Consider the following 15771-nt stretch of genomic DNA (forward strand, 5'->3'; position numbering starts at 1 on the left):
CGGGGAACTTGCAGGCCAGGCTTGTGTCGGCGCTTTACTCGGCCTGGGCGCCCATGCCGGCCACGCGGCGCAGGAACTCGACCAGGGCGTCGCGATCCTCGGCGGCGATCAGCCGTTCGAGTTCCTGGTACATCTGGTCGATGTCCAGTCCTTCGGGCGCGGATTCGGCCGCCACCGAAATCTTCTGGTGGGAGGTGGGCGAGGCCGCCTCGACCGAGAAATACAGTTCCTCGTGCATCTTCTCGCCCGCGCGCAAGCCGATTTCGCGGATGGCGATGTCGCCGTTCGGGTTGGCTTCGTCGCACAGCGTCAGGTTCGACAACTGCACCATCTTGACGGCCAGATCCTTGATCCGGACCGGCTGGCCCATGTCGAGAAGGAAGATCCGCCCCGGGAAATTGCCCGTCTCGTCATTGCGGCGGGCCAGGCTTCCGGCCTGGATGACCAGTTGGGCCGCTTCCTCGATCGACATGAAATAGCGCGTGGTGTCGGCATGGGTGAGCGTGATCGGGCCGCCGTTGCGGATCTGCTCCTTGAAGAGAGGGATCACCGAGCCGCTGGACCCGATGACGTTGCCGAACCGGACCGCGCAGAAGATCTTGCCGTTCTTCCGCTGTCTCGATTTCTCCGCGAAATCCTGCACGATCAGTTCGGCCAGGCGCTTGGACGCGCCCATGACGCTGGAGGGCCGGACCGCCTTGTCCGTCGAGATCAGGACAAACACGTCGACATTGCTGTCGAAGGCGGCCGAGGCCACGGCATAGGTGCCGAAGGCGTTGTTCTTGACGCCTTCGAACGGATTGGCCTCGACCAGCGGCACATGCTTGTAGGCGGCGGCATGAAAGACCGTGTTGACCTTGTTCTCGTCCATGACCCGGCGCATCAGCGCGGCGTCGGTGACCGAACCGAGCACCGCCGTTTTCTCGAAGCCCGTCTGCTTGGCGAGCTCGCGGTCGATCTGGTAGAGCGCGAACTCGCTCGAATCCATCATGACCAGCTTGGAGACGCCTACGGCGCTGAGCTGCCGGCACAGCTCGGAGCCGATCGATCCCCCGGCCCCGGTGACCAGGACAACCTTGCCGCGCGTGTTGGCGGCCATCAGCCCGGGCTCGGGCGGCACCGCGTCGCGGCCCAGCAGGTCGCCGATCTCGACGTCACGGATCAGATCCACCGTGTGCTTGCCGTCGGCGATGTCGACAAAGGCCGGAAGGATCCGGACCCGCAGGCCAAGCCCGGTCAACTGGTCGACGACCTGGGCCCGCCGCGCGGTATTGGCGTGGCGCATCGTCACGATCGCCTCGGTGATGCCGTGCCGCTCGACCAACCGCCCGACATCGTTGGTGCTTCTGATCTTGATGCCGCCGATGGTGGCGCCCCACAAGGTGGGATCGTCATCCACCTGGAAGATGGTGATCCGGTAGCTGCTCTGCTTGAGCGTCGCGGCGATCTGGCGACCGGCGTCGCCCGCGCCGTAGACCAGGATGTGCCGTTGCGGCGTCGGTTCCCGGGTGAACTCCAGAATCAACCACCTGGAGGTGTAGCGGAAGCCCGCGACCAGCAGCAGCGAGAGCAGCCAGAACAGCACCAGAACGGTCTTGGGCACCGTGGTGGAGCCTTCCAGCCTGAAGCTGAAGGCCACCACCGTCCAGAGCAGGGCGGTCAGCCCGACCGCCTTGAAGATGGTCCACAGCGCGTGTTCGCCGACATAGCGGGTGATCGAGGTGTAGAGGCCAAAGGCGTGCATGACCGGGATGCCGATGGCCGGCGCCGCGAGTATGAGCAGAACCTGTGTGCTGTCCGGGCTGTAGATCGCATTGAAGCGGATGGCGTAACCAAACCACACCGCACAGGAAAAAAGAACGAAGTCAAACCCGATGAGAATGGTCTGCTTAGTGCGCCGATCTCTCGCTGCGAGCCAGTGGATCAACCTGCCGATCATGTTATTAGTCACTTCCCACTTTTCATGCTGCCGTCAGAAGCTTGTTCTTGCAGATGGCTCAATGGCATACCATCCCCCAATTGGCAACTGATCGGCCCGCTGCGCCGCTGAAATTCAATCGTTCCGGATTCGTGCGCCGACGCCCTTCGCTCAGGCGCCGCACCGGTCCGGAACCAGCGCATTGGTCCGGCCGGTCAGACGATAGGCAACCAGGCCGATCCACTCGCGCACGCCCACGTTCAAGTCCTCGAGGTGGACCGCGAATTGCCAGCCGATGCGGCTGCGAAAGTTCCCGGTGCGATGATCGACCGGATAGGGCGTGATGTCGGTCCAGCCGGCGGCGCAGAAGACGCCGAGACTGCGCGGCATGTGGAAGGCGCTGGTGACCAGAAGCGCCGGCGCCGAGACGCCCGCGCCGACCAGCTCGGCGCTCAGCCTGCCGTTCTCGGCGGTGTTGCGCGACTGATGTTCCAGCAGCAGCCGGCCCTCGTCGATACCGGCCGCGGTCAGCGCCTCGGCCATGAGGGCGGCCGAACTCGGAACCGCTCCGGCGAGGCGGCCGGACGCGCCCGACAGGATCAGCTTCGCTTCCGGATAGGCAACCGCCAGCTCGATGGCGGCGAGCAGCCTTTCCCCGGCGTCGTTGACATTCACCATGCCCGTCGCTTCCGACTGCTCGTTGGCTTCGGCGCCGCCCAGAACCACGATATAGGCCGGCTTGTCCACCGCCGGACGGGTGGCGAAGCGATGCTCGAGGGGCGCCAGGAACAGGTCGCCCAAGGGGATGGCGGCGAGCGAGACAAAGGACAGCAGCCCCACGGCCAGAAGCCCGATCGCGAGACGCCGGCGGTTGCGCAGGACCGCCACCAGGGCGGCAAGCAGCAGCACCCCGAAATAGGTCTCCGGCTTCAGCAAGATCCAAAGTGTTTTCGAAAGCACAAAGAATAGGGTGTCCATGACTGCTCCGGAATCGTGCGCCCGCGGGGTGGGCTACGAATGCCGCGTTCCTTCGCCCTTGTCCAACGCAATATGCCGGACCCCGCTCCCGCGGGCTTTGCCAAAACCTGAGCGCGACCGGGGAAATCTGTTGATGTCTTCAAATCCATGGGATAATGGTCCGCGACGATCAAAGAGACCACCGCCGCGCGCACTTCCCGCTTCGCAAATCATCGCTGCTTTGGGCATTTTTTTCTTGCACGGCACCGCAACCGGAAAAATGAATAGAGCGAAACGTCCCCTATACTTCCGAATTTCAGTTTATTGGACTGCGTGTGGCGGCCGACGAAACCGGCTCTGCCGCACCGGGCACCCTCCCACCCCCATAGGAACGCTGTGGTGAATATCGTAATTACAGGCGCGACCGGTTATGTGGGCCGGAATCTTGTCCCTCTCCTTCGCGAGAGCGGCAATGACGTGCTTCTGGTCGGACGCGACACGGCGAAGATCAGCGCTCTGTTTCCCGGCTGCAGATGCTGCGGCTATGCCGACATGGTGCGGGAGGCCAGGGGCGCCGCGATCCTGCTTCACCTGGCGGCGCTGAACAACGATGCACAGCAACCGCTCGAGAGCTCTCTCGAGGTCAATGTCAAAGGGGCGCTGGAAACGGCCGAACTCGCGCGCGAGGCCGGCATCGCGATCTTCGTGAATTTCTCCTCCACCCCTGCTCTGGACGTGAAGAACACGTCATCTCGTGAGCTGGATGCGGAAAATGCAGCCGCGGAATTGGCGGAACTGGAGGGCCTCAGGATCGTCAGCATCCACTTGCCCTTCGTCTACGATCCGCAGTTTACCGACCGGATGGCGTTCTTGAGCAAACTGCCCTCGCCGCTGGCCCGGCTCGTGTTTCTTGCCGTGGCGTCGTTCAAGCCGACCGTCTCGGTCAACCGGATCGCCGGCTTCGTGCAGACCCTGGCGACGGAGGAGCATTCCGCCGAATTGCCCACCCCCATCATCATCAGCGATGGCCAAGCCGGTAATCCAGTCTATGGGTTCCTGACCCGCGCAGTTGATCTGGCCTTCGCATTCGCGGTCGCGGTTTTCTTCTGGTGGCTGCTGCTTCTGATCTGGGCTGTGGTGCGGCTCGAATCCAAGGGGCCGGGCATCTTCGCCCAGGAACGGGTCGGGCGGAACGGACATCCCTTCACCTGCTACAAGTTCCGCACGATGAAAGCCGGCACCGCCCATCTTGGGACCCACGAGGTCAGCGCCAGTTCGGTCACCCGTCTCGGCCAGATACTGCGGAAACTGAAACTCGACGAACTGCCGCAGATCATCAATATCTTCCGCAACGAGATCAGCCTCATCGGTCCGCGGCCCTGCCTGCCGGTGCAGACCCAGCTTGTCGAGGCGCGGCGTCGTCTGGGCGTGCTGACGCTCAAGCCGGGCATCAGCGGCCTGGCCCAGGTCAACGGCATCGATATGAGCGACCCCGAGAAGCTCGCCCAGTGGGATGCGCGCTACAAGGCGCTGCAATCCCTGCTGCTCGATCTCAAAATCATCATCGCGACGGCGCTGGGAAGCGGCAACGGGGACAGGGTCGCCAAATGACCTCACCCCGATTCCCGTGAACCCACCCGTGCCGGAGCATGCCACTCATGACGAACGCTAGAAGGACACCACACGCATGAAAACACTTGTCACCGGCGGCGCGGGCTTCATCGGATCGAACCTGTGCAAGCTGCTGCGCTCGGAAGGCCATGAAGTCGTGGTGATCGATTCGCTGCTGAGCGGGTACCGCCGCAACCTGGATTTCGATCCGGACATCCGCTTCATGGAAGCCGACATCCGCGACCAGGCAGCCATGGAAACCGCCGTGGAAGGCTGCGACGCGGTGTTTCACCTGGCAGCCGCCGTCGGCAACAAGCGCTCGATCGATGATCCGAGGCTCGATGCCGACATCAATGTGATGGGCACCGTCACGCTGATGGAAGCCGCTCGCAAGGCCGGCGTCAAGCGCGTCGTCGTCTCGTCTTCGGCGGGCATCTTCGGCGAACTCAAGACGCTGCCGATTGCGGAAGACCATCCGATCGATCCCGACAGCCCCTATGGCGCGTCGAAGCTGTTCGAGGAGAAATTCTCGCTCAGCTATTCCAAGCTCTACGACATCGGCGTGGTGGCGCTGCGCTACTTCAATGTCTACGGCGTCAACCAGCGCTTCGACGCCTATGGCAACGTGATTCCGATCTTCGCCTACCGCATGCTGCGCGGCGAACCGGTTACCGTGTTCGGCGATGGCGAGCAGACCCGCGATTTCGTCAATGTCCAGGACGTGGCGCAGGCCAATTACCAGGCCGGCCTGGCCGATGGCGTGTCCGGCGCCTTCAACCTGGGCAGCGGCACCCGCATCACCATCAATGCCCTGATCGGCATGATGGAAGAGGCGTCCGGCATCAAGGCCAAGGTCGAATATGGTCCGCCGCGGCCGGGCGACGTGCGCGATTCGCTCGCCGATCTCTCGGCGGCCCGGGCATCGCTGGGGTTCGCCCCTTCCGTGAACTTCGAAAATGGCCTTCGCGAATACATGGCCTGGCTCAAAGCCGACATGAGAGACTGAAGATGGGCGCTGACTTTTCCGCAGAAGAAAAACTCAAAATCCTGATCGTCAGCCAGTATTTCTGGCCCGAAGATTTCAGGCTTAACGAGCTCGCATCGAACCTCGTCGAGCGTGGCCATGAGGTCACGGTGCTGACTGGCCTGCCCAACTATCCGACGGGAAGCGTCTTTCCCGGCTATGGACTTAGGGGCCCATGGACCCAGATGCACCAGGGCGTTCGGATCCTCAGGGCGCCGCTGGTTGCGCGTGGCCGGAAAAACAAGCTCCGGCTTGTTCTCAACTATTTCAGCTTCACGCTTACCGGCAGCCTTGTGGCCTTGTTTCGTGTGCGGGAACGGTATGACGCGGTTTTCGTCTACCAGGTGTCCCCTGTCACCGTCGGTTTTCCGGGCATCATCGCCAAGTGGAAGGCCAGGGCTCCGATGTTCCTCTGGGTGCTGGACGTTTGGCCCGAAAGCCTCTCCGCGTCGGGCATGGTCAAATCGCCCTTCGCCAACAAGGTGGCGGGCTGGTTGGCGCGGATGGTCTATGCCGGCAGCGACGTCATTCTGGCCACGTCGCAGGGTTTCGACGAGCCGATCTGCCGTGTCGCGGGAGAGCGACGCGAGGTGCGCTGGTTTCCGCAGTGGGAAGACCTGCGCAAGGACACGGCTCCGATCGATCCCGCGAACCTTCCGAGCCTGCCGGAGGGCTTCAAGGTGGTGTTCACCGGCAATGTCGGCTCGTCTCAGGATTTCGAGACGGTTCTTGCCGCGGCGTCCCTGCTCAAGGACCGCAAGGACATCCAGTTCGTCATCGTCGGCGACGGCCACGAGCTCGACTGGGTGCGCCAGGAAGCCGCCCGGCGCGACCTGGCGGACACATTTCATTGCCTCGGCCGGTTTCCGTCGACCGAGATGCCGGCCTTCTACCGCCAGGCCGACGCCCTGCTGGTCTCGCTCCGCAACGAACCGGCCTTCGCGCTCACTGTGCCGGCCAAGCTTCAATCCTATCTCGCCGCGGGCAAGCCGATCATCTCCTCGGTGAGCGGCGACGTCAAACGCATCGTCAGCGAGAGCGGCGCCGGCATCGGCGTCGACGCCGGTTCTCCCGGGGAACTGGCCGCCGCGATCGAGAAACTCGCCGATACCAGCCTGGACGCAAGGATCGAGATGGGCCGCCGCGGCCGGGCCTACATGGAAAAATACTACAATATGGACACGCTTTTTGACCAGCTGGTGGAGTGGTTCCGCCAGGAAAAGCGAAAGCGCGCGGGCAGCCAGCGGGCTGACTGACGGCGAACACGGCAACGAAGGATAGCGGCATGCGCATACTTGTACTCGGCGGCGATGGCATGTTGGGCCATCAGATCCTCAAACAGCTTTCCCCGCGGCACGACGTGGCCGTCACCCTGCGCCAGGACAAGTCGACCTATGACGGGTTCGGCTTGTTCACGGACGCCAATTCCTTCTTCGGAATCGACGTGCGCAACATCGACCGCGTGAGCGAGGTGATGGCGCAGTTCCAGCCCGACGCCGTCGTCAACTGCATCGGCATCATCAAGCAGCGCCCCTCGGCCAAGCAGTCGATCCTGAGCCTGGAAGTCAACGCGCTGCTGCCGCACCGGCTCGCGGTCCTGTGCCGTCTCGCGGGCGCGCGGCTGGTGCACATGAGCACCGATTGCGTGTTTTCCGGCGCCAAGGGCAATTATCTGGAAACCGATGTCTCCGACGCCGAGGACCTTTACGGCCGGTCGAAATATCTGGGCGAGGTGGATGAACCCGGCTGCATCACGCTGCGCACCTCCATCATCGGCCATGAGTTGAGCCGCAAGTCGAGCCTGCTCGAATGGACGCTGGCGCAGAAGGGCACCGTGAAGGGCTATCAGAAGGCGATCTTCTCGGGCTTCACCACCATCGAGATGGCGCGGATCATCGAGCGGGTGCTGCTCACCCACACCGACGCGCACGGAATGTACCAGGTCTCCGCCGACCCGATCGACAAGCATGCGCTGCTGCTGCTGATCCGGCAGCATCTGCATCCCGAGATCGAGGTGGTCGCCGACACCGCGGTTGAGATCGACCGCAGCCTCGATTCCTCCCGCTTCCGGGCGGAGTTCGACTACACCCCGCCGTCCTGGCCGAGCATGATCGCGGAACTGGCCACCCAGTAGAAGGGATAAGGCCTTGGCGGGAAGCCGGAGCCCAGCTCTGTTGGGTTGACGATTTTCCGCGGACCGGGCATCACTTCGCCCAAGCAAAGCGCAGCAGTTTAATTCAAGGATATGCACGGATGTTTTCAGACAAGGTGTTGTTGATCACAGGGGGAACGGGGTCCTTCGGGCGTGCGACCGTGACCAGGTTCCTGGATACGGACATCCGTGAGATCCGCATCCTGAGCCGGGACGAGAAGAAGCAGGATGACATGCGCAAGCATTTCCAGCATCCCAAGCTCAAATTCTATCTCGGCGACGTGCGCGATCCGGCCAGCGTGCACCGGGCGATGCGAGGGGTGGATTATTGTTTCCACGCCGCCGCGCTCAAGCAGGTTCCCTCCTGCGAGTTCCATCCGATGGAAGCGGTGCGGACCAATGTCATCGGTACGGACAATGTGCTCGAGGCCGCGATCGCCAACGAACTCAAGCGGGTGGTCTGCCTGTCGACCGACAAGGCGGTGTATCCGATCAACGCCATGGGCATTTCTAAGGCGCTGATGGAAAAGGTCATGGTGGCCGCCTCGCGCAACCTCGATGCGAGCAAGACCGTCATCTGCGGCACCCGCTACGGAAATGTGATGGCGTCGCGTGGCTCGGTCATCCCGCTGTTCATCGAGCAGATGCGGGCGGGCAAGCCGATCACGATAACCAATCCGGACATGACCCGGTTCATGATGACGCTGGAAGACGCGGTGGAGCTGGTGATCTATGCCTTCAGCAACGGCCGCAACGGCGACATCTTCGTGCAGAAGGCGCCGGCCAGCACCGTGGCGGTGCTCGCCAAGGCGCTCAAGGACCTGTTCGGGCGGCCCGATCATCCGGTCCAGGAAATCGGCACGCGCCACGGCGAGAAGATCTTCGAGGTGCTGCTGAGCCGCGAGGAATTCGCGATCGCCGACGATCTGGGGGACTATTACCGCGTTCCCGCCGACAGCCGCGACCTGAACTATTCGATCTTTGTCGAGGAGGGCGAGACCCGGCTCAACAAGGTCGAGGAGTACAACTCCCACAACACGGTCCAGCTCGACCAGGCGGAACTGACCAAGCTCCTGATGAAAGTGAAATATGTCCAGCAGTCGCTGACCCAGCCGGCCGCCGAGCTGGAAGACTGACGGACACGGGAAGGCAGGGCCCACGGCACGCGGCGCATCACAAGAGCCGCGAGATCCTGGGCTTGAGTGACCTTGATGCCCTTGCCGCAGCCGGCGCTCCTGCCGATCAGGGTATCGGGTGCCGGAGGCGGGCCTTCCGGATCGCCAGCGCCCGTCCAACGAGACGATCGAAGCCAGACAGAAACAGATGCACGCGGGGACCCCTATGCTCAAGATCATGACCATCGTCGGAACGCGCCCGGAGATCATCCGGCTCTCCAGGGTCATCGCCAAGTTCGACCAGCACTTCGAGCATGTGCTGATCCATTCCGGCCAGAACTACGACTACGAGCTCAACGAGATCTTCTTCAGCCAGCTCGGCATCCGGCGCCCGGACGAGTTTCTGGAGGCGGCCGGGGCCACCAGCGCCGAAACCATCGCCAATGTGATCGTCGCGGCCGACAAGGCGCTCGAGCGCCACAACCCCGACGCGGTGCTGATCCTGGGAGACACCAACAGCTGCCTGGCGTCGATCTCGGCCAAGCGCCGCAAGATCCCGGTGTTCCACATGGAAGCCGGCAACCGCTGCTTCGACCAGCGCGTTCCCGAGGAGATCAACCGCAAGATCGTCGACAATGTCTCCGACATCAACCTGACCTACAGCCAGATCGCCCGCCAGTATCTGCTGCGCGAGGGGTTCCCGCCCGACCAGGTGATCGTCACCGGTAGCCCGATGGCCGAGGTCATCGCCCATTATCACGCCGAGATCCTCGCCTCCGGCATCGTCTCCTCGCTCAGTCTCGAGCAGGGCCGCTATTACGTGGTCAGCGCCCATCGCGAGGAGAATGTCGATGCACCCGAGCGGCTGACGGCGCTGATCGACGTGGTCAACGGCCTGGCCGAGCGCAAGGGCGAGCCGGTGATCGTCTCGACCCACCCGCGCACCCGCAACCGGCTCGACGCGCTGGGCATCGCCGCCCATCCGCTGGTGCGCTTCGAAAAGCCTTTCGGCTTTCTCGACTACGTCAAGCTTCAGCTCGAGGCCCGCGCCGTGCTGTCGGACAGCGGCACCATCAGCGAGGAAAGCGCCATCCTCAACTTCCGGGCGCTCAACCTGCGGGAGGTGCACGAGCGGCCCGAGGCCTTCGAGGAAGCCTCAGTCATGCTGGTCGGCCTCGACCGCACCCGGGTGATGCAGGCGCTCGACATCCTCGACACCCAGCCGCGCGGCGACGAGCGGGCGCTGCGGGTGCCGCTCGACTATCAGCCGACTAATGTGTCCGACAAGATCGTCCGCATCGTCATGAGCTACACCGACTACGTCAACCGCCGCGTCTGGCGCAAATAGGCGGGGAACCTCCAGAATGGCCAGTCTTCCCAACGTCATGACGGTTGTCGGAGCGCGGCCTCAATTCGTCAAGGCCGCGGTCGTCAGCCGCGCCCTGGCGGAAGCCGGGATTGCAGAAAAACTGGTGCATACCGGCCAGCACTACGACGCCAACATGTCCTCGGTTTTCTTCGAGGAGCTCGGCCTGCCGCCGGTGTCGCTGTCGCTGGGGATCGGCGGCGGCAGCCACGGGCAAAACACCGGCCGCATGATCGAAGCGCTGGAGACCGCCATCCTCGACATGAAGCCGGACCTGCTGCTTGTCTACGGCGACACCGATTCGACGCTCGCCGGCGCCATCGCCGCCTCCAAGCTCGGCGTGCCGATCGCCCATGTCGAGGCGGGGCTGAGATCCTACAACAAGGCGATGCCCGAGGAGATCAACCGCATCCTCACCGACCATGTCTCCGAGCTGCTGTTCTGCCCATCGGCCGCGTCTTGCAGCATCCTTGAGGGCGAAGGCATCGAGGCGGTGCGGATCCACAATGTCGGCGATGTGATGTTTGATGCGGTCAAGCAGTTTTCGGAAGTTGCGAGGAACCGGTCGCGGATCATGGAAAAGCTGGGGCTGGAACAAGGCAGCTATTCCCTGCTCACCTTCCACCGCAAGGAAAACACCGACGACACGGCCCGGCTGAGCTCCATCCTCGAGGGGATCGGGCGGATTGCCGGCAAGGTGCTCTTCCCGGTCCATCCCCGCACCCGCGCCAAGATGCAGTCGGCGGGGCTTTCGGCACCGGCCAATGTCATCGAGATCGACCCGGTGGGCTATTTCGACATGCTGCTGCTCGAATCCAGCGCCCGCCTGATCATCACCGACAGCGGCGGCGTGCAGAAGGAGGCCTATTACCACGGCGTGCCCTGCGTCATCCTGCGCGACGAGACTGAATGGACCGAACTCGTCGACGCCAGGGCCAGCACCCTTGCCGGCGCCAGCGCGGACAGGATCGCCAAGGCTGCGGAGGGTTGCGGGCGTGACGAGCTCGAGCCCTCCAATTTGTATGGGTACGGGGATTCATCGCTGAAAATAGCGCAGATCATCGGTCGAAGAGCATGAAGTTGGAGAGCGCCTCTCCCAACCAACACTTTCTGGCGCACCGTCGCTTTTGCGGGGGGGGGGCAGGCGCTATCCCTCATTCCCTCGACAGGAAGACCCAGCGCGATAGGAATGGGATCTTGATAATTTCGGGCCCGCAGGTGATGGAATTCGAGTCGGTATGAAAGGCAGCCAGCCATGAACATTATGCGTCTCATCCCCTACATTGCCGCCAAGCTTCAGAGGAAGTCACGACTATCGGCTCTGCGGAATTGCGCCATTCATCCGACTTCCAAGGTTGAAGCGGGCAGCCAGCTCACGTCGGTTACCATGGGCAGGCACAGCTTCTGCGGCTATGATTGCATGGCGGTGAATGCAGACATCGGCTCTTTCTGTTCGATCTCGGATCAGGTCTGCATTGGCGGGGTCGGGCATCCCCTTCACTATGTGTCGACGAGCCCCGTATTCCTCTCGCATCGGGACAGTGTGAAGGCGAAATTTTCCCGTCACGTCTTCGAGTACTGTCCGAAAACAACGATTGGCCACGATGTATGGATTGGCTTTGGCGCGAAGATCAGATCAGGCGTCAAGATCGGGAACGGCGCAGTCGTCGGCATGGGAGCGGTGGTGACGCGGGATGTCGAGCCCTACATGGTGGTGGCGGGAAATCCCGCCCGGGTCGTCTCTCAGAGGTTTTCAAATGCGGTCGCCGCCGCGTTAAACGCGTCGGCGTGGTGGGATATGAATGATGCAGATCTGAAGGCAAATGCGGCCTTGTTCACCGATCCCGAAATGTTCCTGAATTCCCGGGGCCTGCTATGAAGATCCTGCACATGTGCATCTCCTGTTTCTACATTGATGACCGCAGCTATCAGGAGAATGAGCTCGTCCGGCACAATGTCGAGCAGGGCCATGATGTCCTGGTGATTGCATCCACCGAATCCCATGCGGCGGACGGCCAGACCGTCTATCTCGAACCGAGCCGGTATCCGGGCGGAGAAGGCGCGCCGGTCATCCGGTTGCCTTATGTGTCCTGGTTGCCCCACCCGATTGGCAGAAAGCTTCGGTTTCATCCCGGCGTGTACCGCTTGCTGGAGGACTTCGGGCCGGATGTGATCCTCTTTCATGGCGCCTGCGGCGGAGAATTGCTGACGGTTTCCCGTTATGTGGCAGCACATCCAAATGTCCGCTTCTTCATCGACAGCCACGAGGACTGGAACAACAGTGCCCGCACCCCGCTGTCCCGGAACCTGCTCCACAGGCTCTTCTACGCGCCGATCCTGAGAGCCGCCCTGCCCCGCGCAGAGAAACTGCTGTGCATCTCCACCGAAACCATGGATTTCGTGCAGGATCTCTACAAGGTGCCCGGGGACCGGCTGGAATTCTACCCGCTGGGCGGCCGCCCGGTGCCCGATGGCGAATACAATGACCGGCGCCGGGCGACGCGGGAGACCCTGGGATTGGCGCCCGGCACCATCGCCCTGGTGCAGAGCGGGAAGCAGACCAAGCGGAAGAAGCTGATCGAGAGCCTGGAGGCGTTCCGCGGGTGGCAGGCCGCCGATGCGCGCCTGTTCATCGCCGGAGCCCTGGACGACGAGATCCGTGACCAGGCGCTGGCGATGATCGATGCGGATGACCGTGTGACGTTTCTGGGTTGGCAGTCGGTCGACGACCTGACCAATCTGCTGTGCGCGGCCGACATCTATCTCCAGCCCGGCACGCAGTCCGCAACCATGCAGCACGCCTTGTGCTGCCGCTGCGCCATCATTCTGGATGATGTGCCGGCACACCAGGTCTATCATCGCGAGAACGGGTGGCTGATTTCGGCGCAACAGGAACTGCCCGCGATTCTTGCCGACATTGATCCTGCCAGACTTGAAACCATGCAGAACAGGTCTCTTCGCGTCGCGCTGGAGTTTCTCGATTACGATAAACTCTCGCGACGGCTGACCGAGTAGCGCAGGCCGAAGGCGAGCCCGTCGCCTTCGCAGCTTGCCGGGAGTGCAGTCGAAGCTGCACCCGCTGGCTCGCAAGCCTTATCGCAGCACTGGCCGGACCAGGATCCAGGCCAGTCGCCACAACAGGATTTCCATCAGCAATCGAATGCCCTGCCCAGAGCGCCCGTCAGGCGTTCCATCGCATGGCAATCAATTTCATGACGCCCCCGATTGTGTAGTCTTCCCGGATGGATGCCGTCTGTCGCTTCAATTCATGGCTTGCCATTGCAACGCCCATTACAAGAAACACGCTTCCAATATAAGACAATATGAGGATGTTCCACCATTTCGGACGTTCCTCATGAACCCGGATATTGTCAACGCTCGACTCCAGCCTGTATTCTTCCTTGATTTCACTGACTGCCTGAACCGCGGGCTTGAGCGAATTCAGCCACGTGTTCATGACCTTCATCGTGAACTCATGCTCTTCATCGGACATATTCAGAACGTCTCTGGACCTATCCAATTTCGCGATCGATCTGGTGAGGATTTCCCTCTGGTGTGCCTTTTCCTCGTCCTCCGCGCTCTCCACCTCCAGCAACGGCCTTCTCTCATGGTCCCACTTCTCGATACTATTTACCGCGCAAGCGATTCTACTTGTCGCGCTTTCCTTGTCCGTGGTCCGGACCCTGATAGAGACCCGCTTCTTGTTATCGAGAATCAAAACTCCACACGAAGCAGCAACGTTGTTCTTCAAGAATGACGTGATGTCGCTACCTTCGACCAGCAGCTCAACTCCAAGTTCAGAATTGTAGAAAACGGTATCATCGTAAAATATATATAAAAACAACGCTGTGACCAACAGAGGGACCACCGCCAAATATACCCATATCCGTTTCAAGATTCCAACAAATTCTCCGATATTCATGTCTGAACTGCCATTCTCGTATTCTCGTGTGTTCACGGCGCAAGCTCCAGGCGGTCAATTATCCAACAAGGCAGTGAACGATCCGCCTTGCAATCGCACCCTATATTACATTAACATGCTGCGAAAGTTGTAATTTTTCAAAAGCAGGTTATCGTGATTCGAACTGCCCCCACTGGCCAAGAGCATTGCTCTTAGCAACAACCCTCATTTATGCGCTATTGATCCATAAGGCACATTCAGGATACCTCTTCTCGAGTTGGGCTTACTTCGGATTTCGCTACGTGGCGCCGGACATCTGGCAGATAGTGTTTGGATCTATTCTTATTCTTGCGGCAGCGTTAACGCTCCCGGTCTGGCTTAACCGGCCTTCTGCAATAATCCTTTCTACGCTTTATGCGCTCGTATACGTCCCGGCTGTAGTCATTACAGTTTGTTTGTCTGAATCTTCGATCGCTGAGTACGGCATTCAATTGATCACCATGACCATTGTCATGTGTACGTGCTCTGTGATGACGGCAGTTTCGTTCAACGGGGTCGAACACGGTGCTCCCGGCAAGGGCCTGGGCATTATATTCGTTTTGTCATTCCTCGCCGCGTTTTCAATTCTGATCTATACTTACTGGGATATCCTTGGCTTCGCGAGCGCCTCGGATATCTATGAACAGCGGGCCGCGGGAGCCGCCGGCAACATTTGGATGGGATACCTCCAGACATACTTCATCCTGGTGATAAGCCCCTATATCATCGTGTGGGGCCTTAAACGCAAAAGCCTCTGGCTGATCGCCCTGGGAAGCTGCGGATGCGTGCTGATGTACATGATCAATGCCCAGAAGGTGGCCATCATCCTTCCTGTGGCAATCATTGCCATATACATGCTGCTCAGCAGCCGTATTCCCCTGTTTCGGACCACCGTCTTCCATCTGATGCTTCTCACCTTCGGGGTTGGGACGCTGCTCCTGCTCGACCGAGGCAGCCCCAAGGTGGATTTTGCCCTGTCATTCCTCGTGTTCCGCACGATCGCGGTGCCTGCGCTGACCTTGTCTCAGTACAACGATCTTTTTTCTGATTTTGGTTATACGCTCTGGAGCCACGTAAAAGGCGTGAATCTGCTGATTACTCCCCCAGGCGATCTGGCCTGGAACCCGAAATGGCCTAGTTTGGGTCACATCTTGGGTGAGTTTGTCTACGGCGATGCCACCCACAATGTGAATGCGAACCTCTTTTCGAGCGACGGTGCCGCCGCAGCGGGTTCGTTGGGCATCCTGGCGATAGGATGCGTGTTGCTGGCATGGATATTCATGCTCGACCGGTTCGCCAGGCATTGGGATCCGCGCGTTACGGTCGCATTGGTTTTCCCGTGCGCCTTCTCTTTGACGAATGGCCCTCTTTTCACCTCCCTTCTTTCGTTTGGAGGTCTTTTCTGGCTCCTTCTGTTTGCCTTGTATCGGAACAGACTGGTGAGCTGAATTCGTCGATGTCTTCAACGCCACAGGTTCATTCCTGCGCGCTTCGTCAAGGTTCAGGATTGGATGTTCCGCCATCGCCGCGGTTGGCCACCAGGGCATTGCAAAAGGCTGCCCGCTGAAAGCCTGTCGGTTGCAGGAAAAGCCGTTTTAACTCGCAGTGGCAGGCGTACACCACAAGGTGTGGAGAGTTACTGGCGCTGGCATCAGCTCCGTTGATGACCAGATCGCCGCGCCTGAGAC

At 61.1% G+C, this 15771-nt stretch carries 13 protein-coding genes; 10 read left to right on the forward strand and 3 right to left on the reverse strand.

Going from position 1 to position 15771, the window contains the following annotated elements:
- Positions 1-34: 34 nt before the first annotated feature.
- The gene (locus LL06_RS22560) at positions 35-1939 is read right to left on the reverse strand and encodes a nucleoside-diphosphate sugar epimerase/dehydratase (protein WP_052161837.1); all 1905 of its coding nucleotides are present in this window, start codon (positions 1937-1939) and stop codon (positions 35-37) included.
- A gap of 150 nt (positions 1940-2089) precedes the next feature.
- Complete coding sequence (locus tag LL06_RS22565) at positions 2090-2896, reverse strand: YdcF family protein (protein ID WP_035532244.1); 807 nt, start codon at positions 2894-2896, stop codon at positions 2090-2092.
- Positions 2897-3271: 375 nt separating this feature from the next.
- Between LL06_RS22565 and LL06_RS27075 the strand changes: the two genes are divergently transcribed.
- The 9 genes from LL06_RS27075 (at position 3272) to LL06_RS22610 (ending at position 13158) form a co-directional block, all read left to right on the forward strand.
- Positions 3272-4486 (forward strand): sugar transferase, encoded by a 1215-nt coding sequence (locus tag LL06_RS27075; protein ID WP_152599730.1) that lies wholly within the window; start codon positions 3272-3274, stop codon positions 4484-4486.
- A 76-nt stretch (positions 4487-4562) separates the two neighbouring features.
- Complete coding sequence (locus LL06_RS22575; protein ID WP_035532246.1) at positions 4563-5492, forward strand: NAD-dependent epimerase/dehydratase family protein; 930 nt, start codon at positions 4563-4565, stop codon at positions 5490-5492.
- Positions 5493-5494: 2 nt separating this feature from the next.
- Entirely contained in the window at positions 5495-6766 is a 1272-nt protein-coding gene (locus tag LL06_RS22580) for a glycosyltransferase family 4 protein (protein ID WP_035532248.1), read from the forward strand.
- A 29-nt stretch (positions 6767-6795) separates the two neighbouring features.
- A complete protein-coding gene (locus LL06_RS22585) occupies positions 6796-7644 on the forward strand; it encodes an SDR family oxidoreductase (RefSeq protein WP_035532251.1) in 849 nt (282 codons plus the stop codon).
- 119 nt (positions 7645-7763) lie between these two features.
- Positions 7764-8798 carry a polysaccharide biosynthesis protein gene (locus tag LL06_RS22590; protein WP_035532254.1) on the forward strand — a complete coding sequence of 345 codons (1035 nt, stop codon included), beginning with the start codon at positions 7764-7766 and terminating at the stop codon, positions 8796-8798.
- A 205-nt stretch (positions 8799-9003) separates the two neighbouring features.
- Entirely contained in the window at positions 9004-10125 is a 1122-nt protein-coding gene (gene wecB, locus LL06_RS22595; protein WP_035532257.1) for a UDP-N-acetylglucosamine 2-epimerase (non-hydrolyzing), read from the forward strand.
- A 16-nt stretch (positions 10126-10141) separates the two neighbouring features.
- Positions 10142-11221: a UDP-N-acetylglucosamine 2-epimerase (non-hydrolyzing) gene (gene wecB / locus LL06_RS22600; protein ID WP_201772376.1), complete on the forward strand. Its 1080-nt coding sequence runs from the start codon at positions 10142-10144 to the stop codon at positions 11219-11221.
- 177 nt (positions 11222-11398) lie between these two features.
- The gene (locus LL06_RS28450; protein WP_081964143.1) at positions 11399-12022 is read left to right on the forward strand and encodes a CatB-related O-acetyltransferase; all 624 of its coding nucleotides are present in this window, start codon (positions 11399-11401) and stop codon (positions 12020-12022) included.
- Positions 12019-13158 (forward strand): glycosyltransferase family 4 protein, encoded by a 1140-nt coding sequence (locus LL06_RS22610; protein WP_035532260.1) that lies wholly within the window; start codon positions 12019-12021, stop codon positions 13156-13158. The genes LL06_RS28450 and LL06_RS22610 overlap by 4 nt, the downstream gene beginning before the upstream one ends.
- 166 nt (positions 13159-13324) lie before the next feature.
- Here LL06_RS22610 and LL06_RS22615 read toward each other — a convergent pair whose 3' ends face one another.
- Positions 13325-14101, reverse strand: a complete 777-nt coding sequence (locus tag LL06_RS22615; RefSeq protein ID WP_152599731.1) for a hypothetical protein — start codon at positions 14099-14101, stop codon at positions 13325-13327.
- A gap of 245 nt (positions 14102-14346) precedes the next feature.
- On the opposite strand from LL06_RS22615, the gene LL06_RS22620 reads away from it, so the two are divergent.
- On the forward strand, positions 14347-15531 hold the full coding sequence (locus LL06_RS22620; RefSeq protein ID WP_152599732.1) for a hypothetical protein: 1185 nt from the start codon (positions 14347-14349) through the stop codon (positions 15529-15531).
- Positions 15532-15771: the final 240 nt, after the last annotated feature.

It is taken from the genome of Hoeflea sp. BAL378 (genome assembly GCF_000759435.1).
Classification (GTDB): domain Bacteria; phylum Pseudomonadota; class Alphaproteobacteria; order Rhizobiales; family Rhizobiaceae; genus Hoeflea.

Bases quoted from the DNA above. Each gene is read 5' to 3' on its own strand.
- LL06_RS22610 (WP_035532260.1), top strand. From the start codon at position 12,019: ATGAAGATCCTGCACATGTGCATCTCCTGTTTCTACATTGATGACCGC.
- LL06_RS22560 (WP_052161837.1), bottom strand. From the start codon at position 1,939: ATGATCGGCAGGTTGATCCACTGGCTCGCAGCGAGAGATCGGCGCACT.
- wecB (WP_201772376.1), top strand. From the start codon at position 10,142: ATGGCCAGTCTTCCCAACGTCATGACGGTTGTCGGAGCGCGGCCTCAA.
- LL06_RS22585 (WP_035532251.1), top strand. From the start codon at position 6,796: ATGCGCATACTTGTACTCGGCGGCGATGGCATGTTGGGCCATCAGATC.
- LL06_RS22580 (WP_035532248.1), top strand. From the start codon at position 5,495: ATGGGCGCTGACTTTTCCGCAGAAGAAAAACTCAAAATCCTGATCGTC.
- LL06_RS22590 (WP_035532254.1), top strand. From the start codon at position 7,764: ATGTTTTCAGACAAGGTGTTGTTGATCACAGGGGGAACGGGGTCCTTC.
- LL06_RS22575 (WP_035532246.1), top strand. From the start codon at position 4,563: ATGAAAACACTTGTCACCGGCGGCGCGGGCTTCATCGGATCGAACCTG.
- LL06_RS28450 (WP_081964143.1), top strand. From the start codon at position 11,399: ATGAACATTATGCGTCTCATCCCCTACATTGCCGCCAAGCTTCAGAGG.
- LL06_RS22565 (WP_035532244.1), bottom strand. From the start codon at position 2,896: ATGGACACCCTATTCTTTGTGCTTTCGAAAACACTTTGGATCTTGCTG.
- wecB (WP_035532257.1), top strand. From the start codon at position 9,004: ATGCTCAAGATCATGACCATCGTCGGAACGCGCCCGGAGATCATCCGG.